The organism is Glutamicibacter uratoxydans (assembly GCF_006539925.1).
Classification (GTDB): Bacteria; Actinomycetota; Actinomycetes; order Actinomycetales; family Micrococcaceae; genus Glutamicibacter; species Glutamicibacter uratoxydans.
Map to the genome: position 1 here is coordinate 83,521 of NZ_BJNY01000005.1, position 19,579 is coordinate 103,099.

At 61.8% G+C, this 19,579-nt stretch carries 17 protein-coding genes; 13 read left to right on the top strand and 4 right to left on the bottom strand.

Features of this window, described 5'->3' with window-relative positions; genetic code table 11:
• The first annotated feature begins 13 nt into the window (after positions 1–13).
• From AUR04nite_RS05050 to AUR04nite_RS17855, 4 genes are all read left to right on the top strand, one after another.
• Positions 14–1,081, top strand: coding sequence for a FecCD family ABC transporter permease (locus AUR04nite_RS05050; RefSeq protein WP_170184096.1), 1,068 nt, complete (start codon positions 14–16; stop codon positions 1,079–1,081).
• A 14-nt stretch (positions 1,082–1,095) separates the two neighbouring features.
• The gene (locus AUR04nite_RS05055) at positions 1,096–2,082 is read left to right on the top strand and encodes a FecCD family ABC transporter permease (protein ID WP_246055394.1); all 987 of its coding nucleotides are present in this window, start codon (positions 1,096–1,098) and stop codon (positions 2,080–2,082) included.
• Positions 2,075–2,809 (top strand): siderophore-interacting protein, encoded by a 735-nt coding sequence (locus AUR04nite_RS05060; protein ID WP_141362613.1) that lies wholly within the window; start codon positions 2,075–2,077, stop codon positions 2,807–2,809. The genes AUR04nite_RS05055 and AUR04nite_RS05060 overlap by 8 nt, the downstream gene beginning before the upstream one ends.
• 139 nt (positions 2,810–2,948) lie before the next feature.
• On the top strand, positions 2,949–3,092 hold the full coding sequence (locus tag AUR04nite_RS17855) for a hypothetical protein (protein WP_170184097.1): 144 nt from the start codon (positions 2,949–2,951) through the stop codon (positions 3,090–3,092).
• 74 nt (positions 3,093–3,166) lie between these two features.
• On the opposite strand, the gene AUR04nite_RS05065 is transcribed toward AUR04nite_RS17855, so the two are convergent.
• Entirely contained in the window at positions 3,167–5,266 is a 2,100-nt protein-coding gene (locus AUR04nite_RS05065) for a catalase (RefSeq protein ID WP_141362615.1), read from the bottom strand.
• Positions 5,267–5,504: 238 nt separating this feature from the next.
• On the opposite strand from AUR04nite_RS05065, the gene AUR04nite_RS05070 reads away from it, so the two are divergent.
• The 5 genes from AUR04nite_RS05070 (at position 5,505) to AUR04nite_RS05090 (ending at position 11,343) form a co-directional block, all read left to right on the top strand.
• A complete protein-coding gene (locus AUR04nite_RS05070; protein WP_141362617.1) occupies positions 5,505–6,263 on the top strand; it encodes a LamB/YcsF family protein in 759 nt (252 codons plus the stop codon).
• Positions 6,260–7,846 carry a 5-oxoprolinase subunit B/C family protein gene (locus AUR04nite_RS05075; protein ID WP_141362619.1) on the top strand — a complete coding sequence of 529 codons (1,587 nt, stop codon included), beginning with the start codon at positions 6,260–6,262 and terminating at the stop codon, positions 7,844–7,846. The genes AUR04nite_RS05070 and AUR04nite_RS05075 overlap by 4 nt, the downstream gene beginning before the upstream one ends.
• Positions 7,843–9,585: an acetyl/propionyl/methylcrotonyl-CoA carboxylase subunit alpha gene (locus tag AUR04nite_RS05080; RefSeq protein WP_141362621.1), complete on the top strand. Its 1,743-nt coding sequence runs from the start codon at positions 7,843–7,845 to the stop codon at positions 9,583–9,585. The genes AUR04nite_RS05075 and AUR04nite_RS05080 overlap by 4 nt, the downstream gene beginning before the upstream one ends.
• Before the next feature lie 27 nt (positions 9,586–9,612).
• Positions 9,613–10,287, top strand: coding sequence for a GntR family transcriptional regulator (locus AUR04nite_RS05085; protein WP_141362623.1), 675 nt, complete (start codon positions 9,613–9,615; stop codon positions 10,285–10,287).
• Between the two features lie 66 nt (positions 10,288–10,353).
• A complete protein-coding gene (locus AUR04nite_RS05090) occupies positions 10,354–11,343 on the top strand; it encodes an adenosine deaminase (RefSeq protein WP_141362625.1) in 990 nt (329 codons plus the stop codon).
• A 77-nt stretch (positions 11,344–11,420) separates the two neighbouring features.
• On the opposite strand, the gene AUR04nite_RS05095 is transcribed toward AUR04nite_RS05090, so the two are convergent.
• Both AUR04nite_RS05095 and AUR04nite_RS05100 read right to left on the bottom strand, forming a co-directional pair.
• Positions 11,421–12,230, bottom strand: a complete 810-nt coding sequence (locus AUR04nite_RS05095) for a putative hydro-lyase (protein ID WP_141362627.1) — start codon at positions 12,228–12,230, stop codon at positions 11,421–11,423.
• Positions 12,231–12,242: 12 nt separating this feature from the next.
• Positions 12,243–13,463, bottom strand: coding sequence for an NRAMP family divalent metal transporter (locus tag AUR04nite_RS05100; protein ID WP_141362629.1), 1,221 nt, complete (start codon positions 13,461–13,463; stop codon positions 12,243–12,245).
• A 264-nt stretch (positions 13,464–13,727) separates the two neighbouring features.
• Here AUR04nite_RS05100 and AUR04nite_RS05105 point away from each other — a divergent pair, with 264 nt between their 5' ends.
• From AUR04nite_RS05105 to AUR04nite_RS05115, 3 genes are read left to right on the top strand one after another with little or no spacing between them, the layout of a single operon-like run.
• Positions 13,728–14,333 carry a PadR family transcriptional regulator gene (locus AUR04nite_RS05105; protein ID WP_141362631.1) on the top strand — a complete coding sequence of 202 codons (606 nt, stop codon included), beginning with the start codon at positions 13,728–13,730 and terminating at the stop codon, positions 14,331–14,333.
• A complete protein-coding gene (locus tag AUR04nite_RS05110) occupies positions 14,330–15,055 on the top strand; it encodes an ABC transporter ATP-binding protein (RefSeq protein WP_141362633.1) in 726 nt (241 codons plus the stop codon). The genes AUR04nite_RS05105 and AUR04nite_RS05110 overlap by 4 nt, the downstream gene beginning before the upstream one ends.
• Position 15,056: 1 nt before the next feature.
• A complete protein-coding gene (locus AUR04nite_RS05115; protein ID WP_141362635.1) occupies positions 15,057–17,969 on the top strand; it encodes an ABC transporter permease family protein in 2,913 nt (970 codons plus the stop codon).
• Between the two features lie 105 nt (positions 17,970–18,074).
• On the opposite strand, the gene AUR04nite_RS05120 is transcribed toward AUR04nite_RS05115, so the two are convergent.
• The gene (locus AUR04nite_RS05120; protein WP_141362637.1) at positions 18,075–18,860 is read right to left on the bottom strand and encodes an SDR family NAD(P)-dependent oxidoreductase; all 786 of its coding nucleotides are present in this window, start codon (positions 18,858–18,860) and stop codon (positions 18,075–18,077) included.
• A 103-nt stretch (positions 18,861–18,963) separates the two neighbouring features.
• On the opposite strand from AUR04nite_RS05120, the gene AUR04nite_RS05125 reads away from it, so the two are divergent.
• Positions 18,964–19,566 (top strand): TetR/AcrR family transcriptional regulator, encoded by a 603-nt coding sequence (locus tag AUR04nite_RS05125; RefSeq protein ID WP_170184098.1) that lies wholly within the window; start codon positions 18,964–18,966, stop codon positions 19,564–19,566.
• Positions 19,567–19,579 lie beyond the last annotated feature (13 nt).

Sequence of the window (19,579 nt, forward strand, 5' to 3'; positions counted from 1 at the left end):
GTCGGACACGAGTGTGTTGAATCGTTTATCACCCCTGTCCCAACGAGAAGCCCGGCAAGAAACTGCTGCGCAATCGGGCCCTTCACTAAACAAAATTCTCATCAGCTATCTGGTATCGCTGACGGTCCTCGTGCTGTTATGCCTTGGGAGTTTGGCTTTAGGTTCTAAGTCTCTGAGCTTATCCGACCTCCTAGCCCTCTCAAGCGGAGACGGATCGATAGCCGATCGACTGATTGTGTTCGACCTTCGTTTCTCACGAACGGTCAACGCCTTGCTTGTCGGCGCAGCTCTCGGGGCAAGCGGCGCCATTATGCAGAGTGTCATCCGCAATCCGATCGCCGACCCCGGAGTCTTAGGCATCAGTGCCGGTGCTTCGCTCGGTGTAGCTTCAGGAATCATGCTGCTCGGAGCGGCCGGACTCTGGATTGGATTGCTCTCATCTCTACTTGGCGCACTTCTGGCTGCCGGTTTTCTCTTTCTATGCGCTATGCTCCCGAGTTTTCGGTCTTCCGCAGTGCGAATCACCCTCTGTGGCATCGCATTTTCAGCCGTTCTGGCAGGAATTACGCAGGGCATTGTCCTCACCAATGACAAGGTCCTTGATCAGTTCAGGTTTTGGCAGGTCGGATCGCTGACTGCACGCCCGCTGGAAGCCGCAGCATGGGTGGCACCTTTGGTCCTTGCCGGGCTGATATTTTCCTGGTTCATTGGAGGCAAGCTGAACATCTTGGACCTGGGAGACGACAGTGCACAGGCACTGGGAATATCAGTCGCCATGGTTCGTACCAGTTCACTGCTCATTGTGGCGTTACTCTGTGGGCCAGCAACTGCTTTGGCTGGACCGGTAGCCTTCATTGGTTTCGCAGTTCCACATATGGTCAGGCTTTTCATAGGGCACGACACCAAGCAAGTCATCCGATTTAGTGCATTGGCCGCCCCATCTCTGCTTTTGGTATGCGACATTATCGGCAGGCTCGTCGGGCACGGGGCAGAAGTTCCAGTGGGAATCGTGACCGCCGTGCTCGGCTCGATACTGCTCATGCTGTTGGTGGCGTTTTCGGCCCGTAGGAAGCTGACATGACACCATATAGCTCCATGCGACCGAGCCGAGGCGAAATACGCTGGATTGCCATACTCCTCGTTCTAGCGCTGGTTGTGCTCGTATCTTCAGCCTTCTTCGGCAGCTACCGCGTGAGCCTAGCGGACTTTTTCAATACTGTTCGAGGCCAGGCTCCAGCCCCTATGACTGAGTTCTTCGTACTTGAACGACGTCTATCGCGGGCAGCCGTGGCTCTCTGCGCCGGCATGCTGCTCGCTGCCAGCGGCAGCCTGACACAGCAGCTGCTGCGCAACCCGCTAGCCAGCCCCGACATCATCGGCATTACTACCGGCGCCTCATTTGGTGGTGCGATGGTTATCCTGCTTCTAGGCGGAAGCTTGGCCAGCGCTTCATTTGGTGCTGTGGCCGGAGCAATTATGGCGGCTCTCATTCTCATAGGTGCTGTTAAAGTTCTCAGACTCAGCGGTTCTCGACTCATACTGCTGGGAGTTGGATTAGCTGCATTGGCCACGGCCCTGACCAATTTTCTGCTAACTCAGGTTTTCGTCCCGTCTGCCGAGGTTGCTCAAACTTGGCTCGTTGGATCCCTTCAGGGACGCGGTAAAGAAGAACTTGTTTGGCTGCTGGCAGGCGTAGCTATTCTTCTCATTACTCAGATTATGTTCGGTATTGACTTGAAGATGCTGCAGATGGGTGATGACCTAGCTGCAGGTCTTGGCGTCCAAGTTACGAGAACACGACTGGTTCTACTATTTATTGCTGCCCTATTAGCTGCTCTTGCTGTGGTGAGCTGCGGGCCGATAGGTTTCATTTCCCTAGTTGCACCTCATATTTCTTTTGCCTTAACGAAGTCAAGGAACCTCATCAGCTGCGGATTGACCGGCGGCATCTTATTGGCCGTCAGCGATCTGGTAGCTCAATATGCATTCTCGGTCAGTCTCCCGGTAGGTGTCATTACGGTGGTGTTCGGCGGCGGGTTCTTCCTTTGGCTGCTTTTCCGGCAAAGGAGAATTCATGGCTGAAAGACGTCGTACTCCGCTCAGGGACCAGCATCGGCACTCGCCGCGGTGGGAACTGCTCCGCGTGATAGAACGCAGCCAGCCTCAATCTGATTTCGTGCGCATTGTCTTTGAAACCACCAGCGGCGAGTATTTCGCCAGCCACGGTTTCGACGACGTAGTAGTCCTTTATTTCTCCAAATATGCATATCCTGAAAAGTTGCACCCAGAACACGATGCCGAACTTTTCAATGGCCGCGAATATACGGTGCGCCATTGCGATGGTTCAGGCCACCGAATCAGCGTAGATTTTGTGCTTCATGATCATGGCGCTGCAATTGACTGGCTTCGCACCGCTTCGATCGGCGATCTATTGTGGTCGGTTCCCACTCGCATGTGCCGGTTAGTTCCAGAGGCAAGATTTACAGTTCTCCTTGCGGACGATACTGCTCGGCCTGCAATGGAACGGTTTATCGAGGAAAATGAGGCGAATAGCCATCAAGCAATTCTGTTCTCAGACCGTGGTGCTGCGGATCTAGAACACAGCGACAGCGTTTCGGTGGTCCCCTTACGGACTGATCCCACTGAGGCTATGCGACATCTAGCGCTGCCGTCTCGCGCGGTGAAGGAGCCTATATTTTTCTGGATTGCCGGCGAAGCCGGTTGGTGCACAGAATTTCGACGTGTCCTGGTCAATGACTACGACATCAGCCGAGACCATATCCAGTTCACCGGTTATTGGCGTCTTTGATCTTGAAACAGTCCCAATCCACGAGCTTCTCAGGCAACGCCAAGAATCGAGCGAAGTCTTTTCCGCCCTCCTATGCTGACGGCAGTGGCAGAACAAGTTAAGCCACTTAATTCAACGGACGACGAAGGGGTATCGAAACATGAGCAACGAGCACCACGACGAGACTGTCGCACCAGAAGAAACTCCTAATCCACACGAAGAAAACAAGACCGTACCTGAAGAGGCGCCGGGCGGCATCATTCCTTTCGCCCATAACAACGATGAGCCAGATTCTAAGCAGTAACGTCTGATTTCAAAGAACTTAACGACAGTGTCGGGTCAAAGCTATTGCTTTGACCCGACACTTTTTCGCAGTTGTCAGCTAACTGGGAACCGATCCCAGACGCGGTGCATGGCTAGGGTGGTTGCCAGCTGCTGTGCCAGCGACTGCGGCGCAACGGTGAAGACGCCCGGCGCATCGGCGCTTATGCCGGCTGTCGCCAGCGCCTTATGGGCCGCGTCATCCACACAGTAGATGGCCTTGCTGTGCCGGTAGGCTTCCTGCAACAGCAGAACCACACGGGGATCCACGGCGGATCCACTTCCCGGGTTGGCTCCTGCCTTGGCATCGAGAGGCACCTGCGCATCCTTGACCGCAGCAAGGTCCCCCACAAGAACCAGCGCATCGAATTCGATGGAGCGTGCGGTGAAATAAGTGCGTTCCACCTTCACGCCGGCTGAAGTCTCTCCCCCGTGCGGGGCAACGGTCAAAGGCGTCATGAGTTCGTCCTTGATCGCCTGCACCAGTTGTCCATGGCCTTCCGGGGCCTGCGCGCCGATGACAATGCCGATATTGCGCCCGTCCACCGGCCAGCTGCCGCCGACCTGCGAGAGCGCCGGGCTTGGCTCCACCTCCCCGGGAGCGGTTTCAGCTTCCGGAACCGGCAAGCCGAGCGCTTGGGTCACGGCCTGGGCCAGTGCCGCGTCGATGTTCGCCAGGCATTGAAGCTGGCGTTCTCGGACCTCGGGCACCGTGCACTTGCCCAGCTCGAAGCTGTAGGCCTGCTTGACGTGCTCCTGTTCGGTGCGGCTGAGGCTGCGGTAGAACAGCCGGGCCTGCGAATAGTGGTCCGAGAAGCTCACTGGCTCTGCCCTGACCTTTTCGCCTTCCACCCGCTGTGGGTATTCCAGCGGCGGAAGCTCCCCTTCTGCCAGCTGGCTCATGAACGGGCAGCCGCCGTCGAGGGAGTTCGGCTTATAGGGTGCGATGCCCTCATGGATCTTGTGTTGGTGGAACCCGTCGCGCAACATGTCGTTGACCGGGTTCTTGGGCTGGTTGATGGGTATCTGCCCGAAGTTCGGACCGCCCAGCCGGGTGAGCTGGGTGTCCAGGTAGGAGAAGAGCCGCGCCTGCAGCAATGGGTCGTCGGTGACGTCGATGCCGGGCACGAGATGGCCCGGGTGGAATGCCACCTGCTCGGTTTCCGCGAAATAGTTCGAGGGGTTGCGGTCCAGCACCATCTTGCCCAGCAGCTGCACCGGAACCAGTTCTTCCGGGACGAATTTGGTGGGGTCGAGCAGGTCGATTCCATGGAATTCGGCGGTGCCGTCGTCTTCAAAGATCTGCACGCCCAGCTCCCATTCCGGGTAATGGCCTGCGTCGATGGCATCGGCCAGGTCCCGCCGGTGGAAGTCCGGGTCGGCGCCGGCCGCCAGCTGGGATTCTTCCCAGGTCAATGAGTGAACACCAAGCTTAGGCTTCCAGTGGAATTTGACCAGCGAAGATTTGCCGCCTGTGCCAATCAGCCTGAAGGTGTGGACGCCAAAGCCCTCCATCATGCGATAGGAGCGCGGGATGCCGCGGTCGCTCATATTCCACATGGTGTGGGCCTGTGCCGGGGTATGCAGGGACACGAAATCCCAAAAGGTGTCGTGGGCGGACTGTGCCTGTGGGATTTCGCGGTCGGGGTGAGGCTTGACTGCGTGCACCACGTCGGGGAATTTGATGCCGTCTTGGATGAAGAACACCGGGATGTTGTTTCCCACGAGGTCGAAGACCCCTTCTTCGGTATAGAACTTGGTGGCGAATCCACGGGTGTCCCGGGCGGTGTCCATGGAGCCGCGGGATCCGACGACGGTGGAAAAGCGGACGAAGACCTCGGTCTGCTTGCCCGACTGGAGGAAGTCTGCGATGCACAGATCCCCCGCTGTGCCGTAGCTGGTGAATATTCCGTGGGCGCCGGCGCCGCGCGCGTGGACTACCCGCTCGGGAATCCGCTCATGGTCGAAGTGCATGATTTTCTCACGCAAGTGGTGATCCTGCAGCAGCGTAGGGCCGCGGTCCGAGACCTTGAGCGAATGATCGGTATCGGTGATGGGCGAACCTTGGCTTGTGGTCAAGGATTCAGATGTCTGGCTGGGGATTTGTGTCCCATGCTTGCTGCCTGCATGGCCTGGCTGTGGTGATGGATGGTTCATGACGTGCTCCTTGCTCCTAGGGATTCACTGCTGAAAACCTTCGGTTGAAGTTACGCTGGGCTTCACGCTCTGGTGCACCGAGGTACTTGCCACGCTATGAGCGCTCTGCCTTGATGGCTACCGCGGCAGGGATTTCCCATCTTGTGTTCAGATTCGAAAACTTCACCCCAGATTGTTGAACAATCTGAGAATTTGGTGCATCCTGTTACAAAGGCAATTTCACGAGACGGGGATCACAATGGCGTTCATCGACCTGAACTCAGACGTAGGCGAATCATTCGGCAACTGGAAAATGGGCGACGACGCAGCCATTTTCACCTCGGTCTCCTCGGCCAACGTCGCCTGCGGCTTCCATGCCGGAGACCCCAGCACCATCCGCCAGACCTGCCGCGACGCGGTGGCCGCCTCGGTGACCATCGGCGCCCACGTGGGCTACCGGGACCTTGCAGGATTCGGCCGCCGCTTCCTCGACTGCTCGGCCACCGAGCTGGCCGATGACGTGCTCTACCAGCTCGGAGCCCTGCAGGCCCTGGCCCGCTCCGCCGGCGGCGAGATCAAATACGTCAAGCCGCACGGCGCCCTCTACAACACGATCGTCCATCATGAGGTGCACGCCCAGGCGGTCGTCGACGCCATCAAGGCCTTCGGCGAAGACCTGCCGGTCCTGCTGCTGCCCGGATCCGTCGCCCTGGCCAAGGCAGAGCAGGCAGGGCTGCGCGGCGTGGCAGAAGCCTTTGCCGACCGCAACTACACCCCCGAAGGCACCTTGGTCTCCCGCCGCGAAGCCAACGCTGTGCTGCACGACCCGGCCGCCGTCACCGAGAACATGATCCGCCTAGCCACCGAAGGCACCCTGACCGCGGTGGATGGAAGCACCATCACCATGCCGGCGGAAAGCATCTGCCTGCACGGTGACACCGCCGGCGCCGTGGCCATGGCCGCCGCCGTGCGCCAGGGCCTTGAGCAGGCAGGCGTAGAGATCCGGAGCTTCGTGTGAGCATCACCGCCATCCACCGGGCCGGCAGCCACGACCTGCTGATCGACCTGCCATCCCTGGACGACGTCCTGGCACTGAACTCGGTACTTGAAGCCTCCCCGCTGGCCGGGCAGAAGGACATCCTGGCCGCCGCGTCCACGGTGCTGGTCAAATTCGACGCCGCGGCCAACGCCGCCAAGGCCGCCAAGCTGCTTCCTGCACTGGAACTTGGCGCGGCCGCCGCGAAGACCGGCAAGCTCGTCGAAGTGCCCGTACACTACGACGGCGAGGACCTCGCCGAGGTAGCGGAACTGACAGGCCTGAGCATTGAGGCAGTGATCACCGCGCATACCTCGCAGCGCTGGACCGCCGCCTTTGGCGGATTCGCACCCGGCTTCGCCTACCTGCGCTCGGAAAACAACCTGCTCAACGTGCCGCGGCGCAGCACCCCGCGCACCAAGGTTCCGGCCCTATCGGTGGCCCTGGCCGGAGAATACTCCGCGGTGTATCCGCGGCAGTCCCCCGGCGGCTGGCAGCTGATCGGCCACACCGACGTACCCATGTGGGACCTGGACCGCGAGAACCCTGCGCTGATCCGACCGCAGGACACCGTGCAGTTCACCGTGGCGACCGAAGCCATCACGGTGATGTCCGAGCCGGCCCAGCAGCACGCACCGGACACTGCATCACAAGGGCTGAGGATCCTCTCCCCCGGCCTGCAATCGCTGATCCAGGATGCCGGACGCTCCGGCTACGGCAACCTCGGCGTGGGCGCCGCAGGCGCGGCAGACAAGACCTCCTACCACCAGGCCAATGCGCTGGTGGGCAACCCTGCGGGCGCCGCAGTCATCGAGAACCTGGCAGGCATGCTGAGCGTGGAGGCAGAAGGCGACCAGGTGCTGGCAGTGTCCGGAGCCGAAGCAGACCTGTGGATCACTCCGGCCGAGGGCGACGAACTGCGCGAACCACGGCAGGCCGCCATGAACGCTCCCTTCGCACTACTTCACGGCGAGCGCCTGGAAATGAACGGAACCGGCAAGGGCCTGCGCAGCTATGTCGCCGTGCGCGGCAGCCTCGATATGACTTTGACTCTGGGCTCGCGCTCTACCGATACGCTCTCCGGATTGGGCCCCAAGCCACTGGCGGCAGGACAGCTGCTGCCAGTGCTCCAGCCCGAGCATGGACATGTGGTGGGCAACCCGCAGCCAAGCACCCTGCCGGTACCCGATGCACAGGGCGTCTTTACCCTGCGAGTGGTTCCCGGGCCGCGGCAGAACTGGTTTGGGGATGACGGCATCAAGCAGTTGACCTCGCAGACCTGGCAGGTGACCAGCGAGTCGAACCGCGTGGGCATCCGCCTAGCCACCGAAGGCACGCCGCTGCAGCGCGGCATCCACCAGGAGCTGCCCAGCGAGGGCGTGGCCCTGGGCTCGCTGCAGGTCCCGCCCTCCGGCCTGCCGGTGCTGTTCCTGGCAGACCACCCCGTCACCGGCGGCTACCCGGTGATCGCCACCGTCATTGAAGAAGACTTGAGTTTCGCCGCCCAGCTGCCAGCCGGCAGCACCATCCGCTTTAGCACCGAAGAATTCGAAGGAAGCAAATGAAAAAGGTACTGATCGCCAACCGCGGCGAGATCGCAGTGCGCGTGGCCCGCGCCGCCGACGACGCCAACATCGCTTCGGTAGCCATCTACTCCGACCCGGATGCCGACGCCCTGCATGTGCGCCGCGCCGACGAGGCCTACCCGCTGCACGGTTCCACCGGTGCAGACACCTACCTGAACATCGGCAAGATCATCCAGATCGCCAAGGACTCCGGCGCGGATGCTGTGCACCCGGGCTACGGTTTCCTCTCGGAAAACGCCGACTTCGCCCGGGCGGTCATCGACGCCGGGCTGAGCTGGATCGGCCCTTCACCGGAGGCCATCGAAGCCTTGGGCAACAAGGTCACCGCCCGCACCATCGCGGTCAAGGCAGGCGCCCCGCTGGTTCCCGGCACCGACGGCCCGGTGGACAACGCCCAGGCGGTGCGCGAGTTCGCCGAAGAGCACGGCGTCCCGGTAGCCATCAAGGCGGCCTTCGGCGGCGGCGGACGCGGACTGAAGATCGCCTACACCATGGAAGAGATCCCGCAGGCCTTCGAGTCCGCGGTGCGCGAGGCGACCGTGGCCTTTGGCCGCGGCGAATGCTTCGTAGAGCGCTTCCTGCAGCGCCCGCGCCACATCGAGGCCCAGGTGCTGGCGGATACCCACGGCAATGTCATCGTCGTGGGCACCCGCGACTGCTCGCTGCAGCGCCGCCACCAGAAGCTCGTGGAAGAAGCCCCGGCACCGTTCTTGAGCGACGAGCAGCGCGCACGCATCCACGAGTCCGCCAAGGCCATCTGCCGCGAGGCGGGCTATGTGGGCGCCGGCACCGTTGAATATCTGGTGGCCCCCGACGGGCTGATCTCCTTCCTGGAAGTCAACACCCGCCTGCAGGTGGAGCACCCGATCACCGAGGAAACTGCGAGTCTAGATTTGGTGGCCGAACAGTTCCGCATCGCCGACGGCCTGCCGCTGTCCATTACCGAGGACCCGCAGCCGGTGGGCCACGCCTTCGAATTCCGCATCAATGTGGAGGACCCGGCCCGCGGCTTCCTGCCGGCCCCCGGCACCATCACCCGCTTCGAAGCGCCCACGGGCTCAGGCATCCGCGTGGACTCCGGGGTGCGCAGCGGATCGCTCGTCCCGCCCTTCTACGATTCGCTGATCGCCAAGCTCGTGGTGCACGGCAAGGACCGCACCCAGGCGCTGCGCCGCGCCCGCATTGCGGTGAAGGAAATGCTCGTGGACGGGGTGCCCACCGTGCTGCCCTTCCACCAGGCGGTGCTCGAACACCCCGACTTCGCCTCCGAAGAGCAGCTGAAGGTCTACACCACGTGGATCGAAGACGAGTTCATGGATCAGCTGGAGGCCAGCGAACAGCTGGACCTGCCGCAGCGGGACACCGCCCGGGAAACCATCACCATCGAGCTGGACGGCAAGGCAGTGCAGCTGGGCCTTCCCTCGGCCATGGTCCAGGCGCTGCACCGCACCGGCGGAGCAGTCCAGGCGGCGGATGGTGACACTGGCCAGCAGGCAGAGGCCAACCCGAACGAGATCGCCAGCACCATGGACGGCAACCTGGTGCGCTTCAGCGTCCAGGACGGCGAACACGTGGACAAGGGACAGACCATAGCAGTGGTGGAAGCCATGAAGATGGAATCAAATATTGCAGCCCACCGCGCCGGAATCTTCTCCCCCGCCGCACTGCAGGTCGGCGCCGCGCTGGTCCGCGGCCAAGTGATCGGCGAAATCCAGTGATCGGTGAAATCCAGTAAATTTGACCCTATGAACGCACGCAGCACCACCCCAGCACCGCCCGCCAAGGCACCCCACGCGCATTCAAGCGCCTGGGCCGCCGACCTGCTGCGTGCACAGATCGCCTCCGGCGAGCTGCTGCCCGGAACCAAGTTGTCCGAGCAGGCGCTCGCCGAGTCGCTGGGGCTCTCGCGCAATACTCTGCGCGAGAGCTTCACGCTGCTGGACAGCGAACTGATTATCACCCGCATCCCCAACCGCGGGGTCTTCGTCGCCTCTCCCGACGCGGATGACGTGCGGGAGATCTACGCGGTGCGCCGCACCATCGAGCCGGCCTGTCTGGCTTGGGGGCCGAACGTGGACTTGAGCGCGCTGTCGGCCATCATCGCCACCGCGCGCAAGGCCCATGCAGCGGATGACGTCGCGGCGATGGCCAACGCCAACCAGGAGTTCCACAAGCAGCTGGTGCTCACCTCCGGCAGCTCGCTGCTGCAGGAGCTGATGGGCAGGGTGCTGGCCCGCATGCGCCTGGTCTTCCATGCCATGAGCGACGCCCCCGACTTCCACTCGCACTATGTGGAGCAGAATGCCACGCTGGTCGAGCTGCTCTCCGCAGGCAAGCGACAGGAAGCCGCGCAGACGCTGCGCGGATATTTGGACATGGCGGAGGCGGAACTGCTGCGACATCTGGCTGATCGCGCCTAGCTGCACGGGCCACTGTCCTAGAGTGGGAAGCACACCGTCGTCGAACCGCTGTTGAGGGGTTACATCGTGAAGCTTCCAGTCGCCGAACTGCACATCCATCTAGAGGGCACCCTGGAGCCCGACATGATCATGGAGCTGGCTGCGAAAAACAGCATCGAGCTTCCCTATGAATCCATAGAGGACCTCAAGGCCCGCTACAGCTTCACCAACCTGCAGTCATTCCTGGACCTGCTGTACACGAACCTGATTGTGCTGCGCACTTCCGAGGACTTCCAGCAGGCCACCGTCGCCTATCTGGAGAACGCCCAGCGCAGCGGCGTGCGGCACGTCGAGCTGTTCTTCGACCCGCAGGCCCATGTGGAGCGCGGGTTGAGCCTGGCCGAGGTGGTCGCCGGCATCCGCGCGGGCCTGGCCGAGGGCGAAGAACGCTGGGGCATCACGCACAAGCTCATTGCCTGCTTCTGGCGCCATGCACCGGCCAGCGACGCCCTGGAACTGCTGCAGACCCTGGTCGAGGAGAAGCACCCCATCGACGGCATCGGCTTGGATTCCTCGGAGATCGGCTTCCCGCCGTCGCTGTTCGCCAAGGTCTACGACTACGCCCGCGAGCACGGGCTGCATGTGGTGGCCCATGCCGGCGAGGAAGGCCCGGCCGACTACATCTGGCAGGCGCTGGACCTGTTGAAGGTCGAGCGCATCGACCACGGCATCCGCTGCGTGGAAGACCGCACTCTGGTGCGCCGCCTGGTCGCCGAGCAGATCCCGCTGACCGTCTGCCCGCTGTCCAATGTGCGCCTGCGTGCCGTCGACTCGATCCATGCCCACCCATTGCCGCAGATGCTGGAGATGGGCTTGAACGTCTCGGTGCATTCGGATGACCCCGCCTACTTCGGCGGGTACATGGATGCGAATATCGCCGCGGCCATCAAGCCACTGGGACTCAACGCCGCCCAGCTGGCGCAGCTGGCCCGCAATTCCTTCAACTCCTCGTTCCTGGATGAGGCGACCAAGCAGAAGTACCTGGCCGAGGTCCAGGAATGGGCCGATGCCCACTAGGACGCAAAGTCGCTGCCACATCATTGCCAATTAAATATCTAGGGCGATGCACCATGCGGTGCATCGCCCTGGAGAATTTATGGGACCTGGTATTGGGAATCCCTGGCGTTGGTAATCAGCATGTGGCCCGGCGCGTGGCCGATCGCCAGTGCCGGCTTCGACTCCATGACCGCGGCCTGCGGAGTGACCCCGCAGGCCCAGAACACCGGGATGTGTCCGGCCGGAATCTGCACCGCGTCGCCGAAGTCCGGAGTCGACAGGTCCTTGATGCCCAGTTCTTCCGGGTTGCCGATGTGCACCGGCGCCCCGTGCACCGCGGGATAGCGGGAGGTGATCCGCACGGCGTCGGCGACCTGCGAGGCAGGGATCGGCCGCATGGAAACCACCATGGGGCCTGACAAAGATCCCGCCGAATTGCTGCGCCTTGTGGTTTTGTACATCGGGACGTTCACGTTCTGCTCGATGTGCGCCACCTTGATGCCCTCGTCCATGAGTGCCGATTCGAAGGTGAAGGAGCACCCGACGATGAACGTGACCAGATCGTCGCGCCAGTAGCCGCCCAGGTCCGTAGGCTCGGCCACCTTCACGCCGTTCTCGTAGATAAAGTACTGCGGAACATCGGTGCGGATGTCACCGCCGGCCAGCAGCTCGCTGGTCACCTCTCCTGCTTCCAGCACCCCGAGGATCGGGCAGGACTTCGGGTTGCGCTGAGCGAACAGCAGGAAGTCAAAGGCGAGCTCCTGGGTAACAATGATCAGGTTGGCCTGCGCATAGCCGGCGCTGATGCCGGCGGTGGGAAGCACCTGTCCGGCCCTGAAGCATTCGCGGGCCTGCGCCGGAGTGAGCGCCGCGCGCTGCGCTGGATCAATTGAACTGAGATCTTGCATTGCGCAGCTCTCCTAGGCGTTCCAGAGTGCCGCGAGGCCCGACAGCGAGCTGTAGCCCAGGTAAACGGTCAGCAGCCAGGCCAGGGCTCCAATGATCAACAGGAACTTCGGGTACTTGTAGCCGCCCAGCAAATCGCGTCGGCGCCAGGCCACCCACAGCAGCACCGCGAGGCCTACCGGCAGGATCAGACCGTTGAAGGCGCCGGCGAAGATCAGCAGGGTGGCAGGAGCCTTGCCCAGCAGCATGTAGATCACTGCGCAGACGGCGATGAAGCCAACGGTGATCAGGTTGCGGGTGCGCTCGGAGGTACTGCTCTTGGTAACGAAGGAGACCGAGGTGTAGGCGGCGCCGATGACGCTGGTCAGCGCTGCGGCCCAGAGGATGATGCCGAAGGAGCGCAAGCCCACTTCCCCTGCGGCGGCGCCGAATGCCTCGGCCGCCTTGTTGTCGCTGGTCAGGGCCACGCCGCCGGCAACGACGCCGAGGATGGCAAGGAACAGCAGCACGCGCATCACGCCGGTGACGATGATGGCCAGGACCGAGGTGTTGGAAATGGACTTTACGTTCTCAATGCCGGAAGTTCCCGAGTCGATCATGCGGTGCGCGCCGGCATAGGTAATGTAGCCGCCGACGGTGCCGCCGATCAGGGTGGTGATGATCAGGAAGTCGATCTTCTCTGGAAGCACCACGTTCTTCAGCGCCTCGCCCACCGGAGGAGCCGCGACAATGGCCACGTAGAGCATCAGCAGGATCATGACGGCGCCAAGCAGCACCACGATCCGATCGAGCGCCATGCCTGCCTTCTTGGACAGGAAGATCAAGATCGCAATGACAGCCGAGATCGCTCCGCCGATTTTCGGATCAACGCCCAGTATGGCGTTGATGCCCAGGCCGGTGCCGGCGATGTTGCCGATGTTGAAGACCATGCCGCCGATGAACACTAGCGCGGCCAGCAGCCAGCCGACGCCCGGGATGACCTTGTTGCCCAATTCCTGGGCGCGCAGGCCGCTGACGCCGATCACGCGCCAGACATTGAGCTGGACGGCAATATCGACGAGAATCGACACCACGATCGCAAAGGCGAAAGCCGCACCGATCTTGACGGTGAACTCTGTGGTCTGGGTAATGAAGCCCGGGCCGATGGCGCTGGTGGCCATGAGGAACATTGCCCCAAGTAATGCTGTGCGCTTGGCCTTGGAATTGGCCTTAGGCGTGGAGTCAGAGACGGTCATTGTCTTATCCGATTCGCTAGCGGTGACGGCAGTCACAAGAACTTGTAATGCACAAGACAATACAGGTTGTTGAACAATCTAGGCAAGTAGTTGTTGAACAATCTTCGTGACTCGACCACCCAAAGACGCACCACTCCCCTCAATTTGAACGCTGACCACGTCGACTATATTTTGCAGTGCATACTCAGTATTCATACTTTGGTCTATACTGAGTATGCATCGCCAATGAGGCGTTGCCATCCATCGATCATCACGGGGGTCCACATGTCCATCCGCCACTCACTGCTGGCATTGCTCCAAGACCAGCCGATGTACGGGTATCAGCTGCGCAGCGAATTTGAGGAACGCACGGGATCTACCTGGCCGCTGAATATCGGCCAGGTCTACACGACGCTTGACCGCTTGGAGCGCGACGGGCTGGCTGCCAACGACGGCGATGACGGCGAAGGCCACGTCATGTACCGCATCACCGAAGCCGGCCAGGCAGAAGTCTCCAAATGGTTCAGCGCCCCGGTCATCGCCTCCAATCCCCCGCGCAACGAACTGGCCATCAAGCTGTCGCTGGCCTTGACGCTCGACGGATTGGACATCGAAGCAATCCTGCAGGCGCAGCGCACCGCCTCGATGCTCAACCTGCAGAGCTACACCCGGCAGCGCCGAGCAGCGGCCAAGGCCGAAGCCGAACAAGACCACGACGTGGCATGGATCTTGGTGCTTGATTCACTGATCTTCACCGCTGAAGCAGAGATCCGCTGGCTCGACCACTGCGAGGGATGGCTCAAGAAGCACCAATCCAGCACCGCGCGTCGAAAGGCTGCACCTACCACCGCCGGCAGCCAGGACAAGAACTCCCAGGAGGTTTCACGATGAGCGAGCAAGTGCTGCAGCTTCGAAAAGTCAGCAGAACCTACGGGTCGGGAGCCACCTCGGTGGGAGCCCTACGCGAGGTTGATCTTGAGATCTCCGCGGGAGAATTCGTAGCGGTCATGGGCCCCTCGGGATCCGGCAAATCCTCCCTGCTCACCCTGGCAGGCGGCCTGGACAGGGCCTCCAGCGGCGAAATCTTCGTCGAGAACACCCCGCTGGGGTCCTTGAACATCAACGAGCTGGCGCGCCTGCGCCGCCGCGCCATCGGCTATGTTTTCCAGGATTTCAACCTTGTGCCATCGCTGACGGCATTGGAGAACGTATCCCTCCCTCTGGAGCTAGATGGCGTGCCACCGCGCAAGGCTCGGCGCCAGGCCAAGGATGCACTGCGCACCGTGGGCATTGAAAAGCTCTCCGAGCGCTTCATGGACCAGCTCTCCGGAGGACAGCAGCAGCGGGTCGCGATTGCCCGGGCAATCGTTGGGCAGCGCCGCCTCATCCTTGCCGACGAACCCACCGGCGCACTGGATTCAGCCACCGGCGACGGAATCCTCGAAGTACTGCGCCACCGCGCGGACGCAGGATGCGCCGTAGTACTGGTCACCCACGAGGCGCGCCATGCAGGATGGGCGGACAGGGTCCTCTTTCTCAAGGACGGGCGGATTGTCGACGAAGCCTCCCAGTCATATGACCCGTCCATTCTGCTGAACCAATCGGCGGTCTGAGATGAGCCTGAATCTAGAACCGAATCGAGGGGTCAGAGCCCAGCAGTTCAGGCTCGCCCTGCGCTTGTCTTGGCGGGACATTAAGAAGCACAAAGGCCGCTCGACGCTGATTGCGGCGCTGATCGCCGTTCCCATCCTGTTGATCTCTGCCGCGCTCGTCGTCGGGTTCAGCTCCGTCCCCACCACTGAGGAAAAGATCGCCGTCGAGCTGGGGCAGAGCGCCGGGCGGGTCAGCCTCGACTTCGCCGACATGAAAAATGTCAGGCAGGGCCCGCAAGGAGATCTCTCCAGCGTCTTGCACGACGGCGAACCAAACAACAGCACGCAACCCGTCTCAGCCGAGATTTTCCAGGACCTAGTGGTGGATGACTATGACCTCCTGCCGCTGAGCGACATCATGATGACTGCGCCGCGCACCTCCGGATCCCTCAGCTTCAATGCTGTGGCGGGAGATGTCTTAAACCCTGCATTTGCCGGTAAATTCTCCCTGCTTGACGGCAGGGCCGCCGCTTCAACGCATGAAGCCACGGCAACACCTGGGTTTATGGAGCGGTTCAGCCTGAAGCTCGGGGACAGCTTTGAAACGAACGCAGGAAAATTCACGATCGTCGGCGCCGTGCGCAACTATGAGTTCGACACCTCGATCCCAGCGCTCTATCTGAACCCCTCAAGCCTGCCGAAGACCCTCGCGCCGGATACCTCGGAAACGAAATACTATCTGGCAGGGAGCAAGCCTGCCTCATGGGAGCTGGCGCAGCAGCTCAACTCCCGCGGCGCCGTACTGACCTCGGCAGAGCTTTTCCGCAATCCACCCAGCGACGCAGAATTGGGCGCTGATGCCTTCGTCTTCGGCGATGAGCTCGACAACAGCTCCAACTTGGCATGGATAGCGATGGCCGGGCTCATCGCCGCCCTCGTGCTCCTGGAAGTCGGCCTCTTGGCGGGCGCGGCCTTTGCCGTGGGAACCCGCAAACAACAGCAGGACCTCAAGCTCCTGGCCGCCTCCGGAGCCGAATCCTCGATACTCAAGTCGGTAGTTACCTCCGCAGGGCTGTGGCTGGGCCTCCTGGGAGGATGTGCCGGTGCGCTGCTCGGCACGGGGCTAGGAATCGGTTGGATGCTCTACCGGCAGTACAGGGGCGCACCCCAGCAGTGGCTGCACATTCCATGGCTGGTCATCCTCGCAGTCATCCTCATCGCCGTGCTCGCCGGCCTGGTCTCCGCATTGGCTCCAGCACGAAACGTGGCTAAGCAGGTGCTGCGCCAGTCCGCGAGAACCGCACGCACCCAGGGCGGCAAGGCCCCGAAATTCAGGGTGAAAAGCCTCTTCCTGTTGTGCGCCGCCCTTGTCCTCATGGGCGCCGCGGTGCTGGTCGAACAGCTGAAGCTGGTGCAGGACTACGAGCTGCGCACAGTGGTTACCGTAGGGATGGTCATTGCCGGTGCCGTCGGACTGGTCGCCTCGTTGATTCTGCTGACAGGACCGCTGATCCGGCTGCTGACAGCGAAAACCACGTGGCTTCCCCTACCCTTGCGGCTTGCTTCACGCGATTCGGCAAGAAATCTCGGCCGAACGGTGCCCGCCGTTGCAGCAGTTCTGGCGGCCGCGACGCTGTCCAGCGCGACGCTGATCGCCTGGTCGAGCATGTCGCAGAACGAAATTGACAATCACATCTGGTCAACGAACGTCAACCAGGCGCTGCTGCCCTTGTCGATCGTCGACTATTTGCCTGGCTCGGCGAGCCCCTCGGATAGTGCCAACGGCTCAGAGCAGGCAATCCGCATGGTCGACGGCAAAGAAGTCGCTGCCGCGGCAAAGAAGGTCCTCGGGGTAGAAACCCAGACGCAAATACTGCGCGGCGGTCCGAGCCTGGAACAGTGCTTGGCGGTATCCCCGCAGACGGGAGATGCCTCGGCTGGCAGCCAGCCTTCGGGCTGCTACAACTGGGTTTTGCAGGAACAGGCTGAAAATCGCTGTGTGCTCGCAGAAGACAACAAGCCTGTCGATCTGGCCGATTGGCGCTGCAAGGGATCAATGGCAGAGACCCATTCCAGCGGCTGGCTCCCCGGCATCGTCGTCGGCGGGCAGGACGAGCTTGAAGCGTTGATGGGCCGCAAGCCCAGTGCGGAAGCGCTCACCATGCTGCGGCGCGGCGGAGCTGTCATCAGCAACCGGATCTATCTGAACTCGGATGGAACGACAACGGTCGCCAAACGAGATGCGGAAGCTGTCGCGATCGAGCCCCCGGAACTGCCAGAAGGGCAGCGCTACTCGCGGGACCTGTTGCAGTCTCTTCAGACCCGCACGCTGCTGGCCCATGTGGAGCAGCCGGAACGGCCGCTGCCCTACTACGCGGTCATTTCTCCGGAAACCGCCGCCTCGCTGGGCATCCCGGTCCAGGACCGTGCGCTGCTCATCACCCCCACCGGCATGCCTTCGGCCGCGGTGCAGGACAAGCTGAATCTCGATCTAATGCAGGCTGCCGGGGAAGACTACCCCACACCCTACTTCGAGCCGGGACCGCAGAGCGGGATTTCTCTGGGCCTGTGGGCGCTGGTCGCTGTTTCTGCATTGATTACCTTGAGCGCGGCAGGCATCACCGCCGGGCTGGCGTTGGCCGACGGGCGCGAGGACCATTCGGTGCTGGCAAGCATTGGCGCGGATCCTAGGCTGCGCAAACAGTTGTCGGCGGCCCAACTGGGGCTCACCTCGGTGCTGGGCACGGTTCTTGGGCTGGCGGCAGGCGGGCTCGGTGCGCTGTCGATGCAGTCGCTTTTCAGAGATCTGGGGCTCTCCATCCCGTGGATGCAGCTGGCGGTCCTGGTGATTGTGGTTCCACTGGTCGGTGCGCTGGTTGCCTGGCTCTTCACCAAGGCGCAGCTGCCGCTGCTGAGGCGGCGAACCCTGGTCTGATGACTCAAGTTCAGGCGCTCTGGCCCCAAAACAGCAAGGCCCGGAGTTCAATTCTCGAACTTCGGGCCTTGCTGTTTTGGGGCTGGGGTTTGCCCGCGCGGATCCTTAGAAGTGGGTACCGCCGTCAATGCGAATCTCGGTGCCGGTGATGAAGTAGCCTTCTTCACTGGCCAGCATGGCAACCACATTGGCCACGGCGTCGGCTCCGCCGAAACCTTGGCCCAGGGCCGGAGCAAGCTTCATGAACAGGGACATGTCTGCATCCTCGGGAAGGCCCGGACCTACGCTCTGCTGGCTGGCACCGGATCCATCGGTCATTCCCGAGGAGATCGATCCTGGCTGCACTGCGGTAAAGCGGATATTGTCCTTGGCGAATTCCGAAGCCATGGCGTGGGTCATGGACTGGATGCCGCCCTTGCTGGCCGCATAGGCAGACATATACGGGTGGGCGAACATTGCCGAGGTGGAGCTGAAATTGACCACCGATGGCAACTTACCCTCACGCAGGTACTTGATAGATTCGCGGATCATCTGGAAAGTGCCAACCAGATTGATGCGCAGGATCTGCTCGAAGGACTCAGTGCTGGTCTGTTCAGTGTGCGAGGAACGAAGGATGCCCGCGGCATTGACCAGCGCGTCGAGGCCGCCCAGCCACTGCGCCGCCTCGGCCACGCCGTCCTTGACAGACTGTTCGTTGGAGACGTCGATGATAATGCCCTTCAGGCGGTCAGCCATATCCCCTGCCTTCTGGCGGGTATCAGCAAGACCGGCTTCAGAAACGTCGGCTGCAACGATACGGCCGCCTTCGCGCAGCATGCGCAAAACAGTTGCCTGCCCGATGCCGGATCCGCCGCCGGTGACAATGACTCGGCGATTTTCAAAACGCTCCATGATGAGCTCCTCTCTAAGTTCAATAACTTCACCATACGCCTAATTGGCACATCGTGCCATAAGTATATTATGTGACGTTAGAGATAGCGTTTATCGTAGAACTGTGAGTGAACGGAAGAATCTGACGCAGCGCCGCAAAGCGGCCACCGAACTTGAGATTGCCAAGGCTGCCGCAGCACTTTTTGCGCGGCAGGGCATCGAATCCACCACGGTGGAGAACATCGCCGACCAAGCGGGGATTTCGCTGCGCACCTTCTACCGCTACTTCCCCACCAAAGAGGAATCCTTGGCGCCGCTGTTGCAGGTGGGTGCAGAACAGTGGCAGAAGACCCTGCGCAACGAGGCATCAGGATCACTTCGCGAGCGCATCGACACCGCACTGGCCACCACCTTGGACGCTTCGGCATTTGAGGCAGGAGACAGCGGCACCGCGATGCATGAACTGCTGGCCCTGCGCCAAGCGAACCAGGGCATCGAAGATGTCTGGCAGCGGGTCAATACCCGTTCAGAGCACGTGCTGGCGCAGCTGCTGCAGGAAGTCGAACCAGATTTGAGCCAGCGCACCGCCAAGCTCTGGGCTGCGGCCGCCACCTGCTCCATCCGCCTCGCGCTGGAGGACTGGGCCGAAGAGGAACACCCCGGCACCTTGGACGTGGCGGCGCTGGCCCGCGAGAATTTCGCCTGGCTCGGCGCCGGGATCAACTAGCCGCCAGGACAGC

Coding starts and splice junctions, on each gene's coding strand:
- AUR04nite_RS05055 (WP_246055394.1), top strand. CDS start 1,096: ATGCGACCGAGCCGAGGCGAAATACGCTGGATTGCCATACTCCTCGTT.
- AUR04nite_RS05060 (WP_141362613.1), top strand. CDS start 2,075: ATGGCTGAAAGACGTCGTACTCCGCTCAGGGACCAGCATCGGCACTCG.
- AUR04nite_RS17855 (WP_170184097.1), top strand. CDS start 2,949: ATGAGCAACGAGCACCACGACGAGACTGTCGCACCAGAAGAAACTCCT.
- AUR04nite_RS05065 (WP_141362615.1), bottom strand. CDS start 5,266: ATGAACCATCCATCACCACAGCCAGGCCATGCAGGCAGCAAGCATGGG.
- AUR04nite_RS05070 (WP_141362617.1), top strand. CDS start 5,505: ATGGCGTTCATCGACCTGAACTCAGACGTAGGCGAATCATTCGGCAAC.
- AUR04nite_RS05080 (WP_141362621.1), top strand. CDS start 7,843: ATGAAAAAGGTACTGATCGCCAACCGCGGCGAGATCGCAGTGCGCGTG.
- AUR04nite_RS05085 (WP_141362623.1), top strand. CDS start 9,613: ATGAACGCACGCAGCACCACCCCAGCACCGCCCGCCAAGGCACCCCAC.
- AUR04nite_RS05095 (WP_141362627.1), bottom strand. CDS start 12,230: ATGCAAGATCTCAGTTCAATTGATCCAGCGCAGCGCGCGGCGCTCACT.
- AUR04nite_RS05100 (WP_141362629.1), bottom strand. CDS start 13,463: ATGACCGTCTCTGACTCCACGCCTAAGGCCAATTCCAAGGCCAAGCGC.
- AUR04nite_RS05105 (WP_141362631.1), top strand. CDS start 13,728: ATGTCCATCCGCCACTCACTGCTGGCATTGCTCCAAGACCAGCCGATG.
- AUR04nite_RS05110 (WP_141362633.1), top strand. CDS start 14,330: ATGAGCGAGCAAGTGCTGCAGCTTCGAAAAGTCAGCAGAACCTACGGG.
- AUR04nite_RS05115 (WP_141362635.1), top strand. CDS start 15,057: ATGAGCCTGAATCTAGAACCGAATCGAGGGGTCAGAGCCCAGCAGTTC.
- AUR04nite_RS05120 (WP_141362637.1), bottom strand. CDS start 18,860: ATGGAGCGTTTTGAAAATCGCCGAGTCATTGTCACCGGCGGCGGATCC.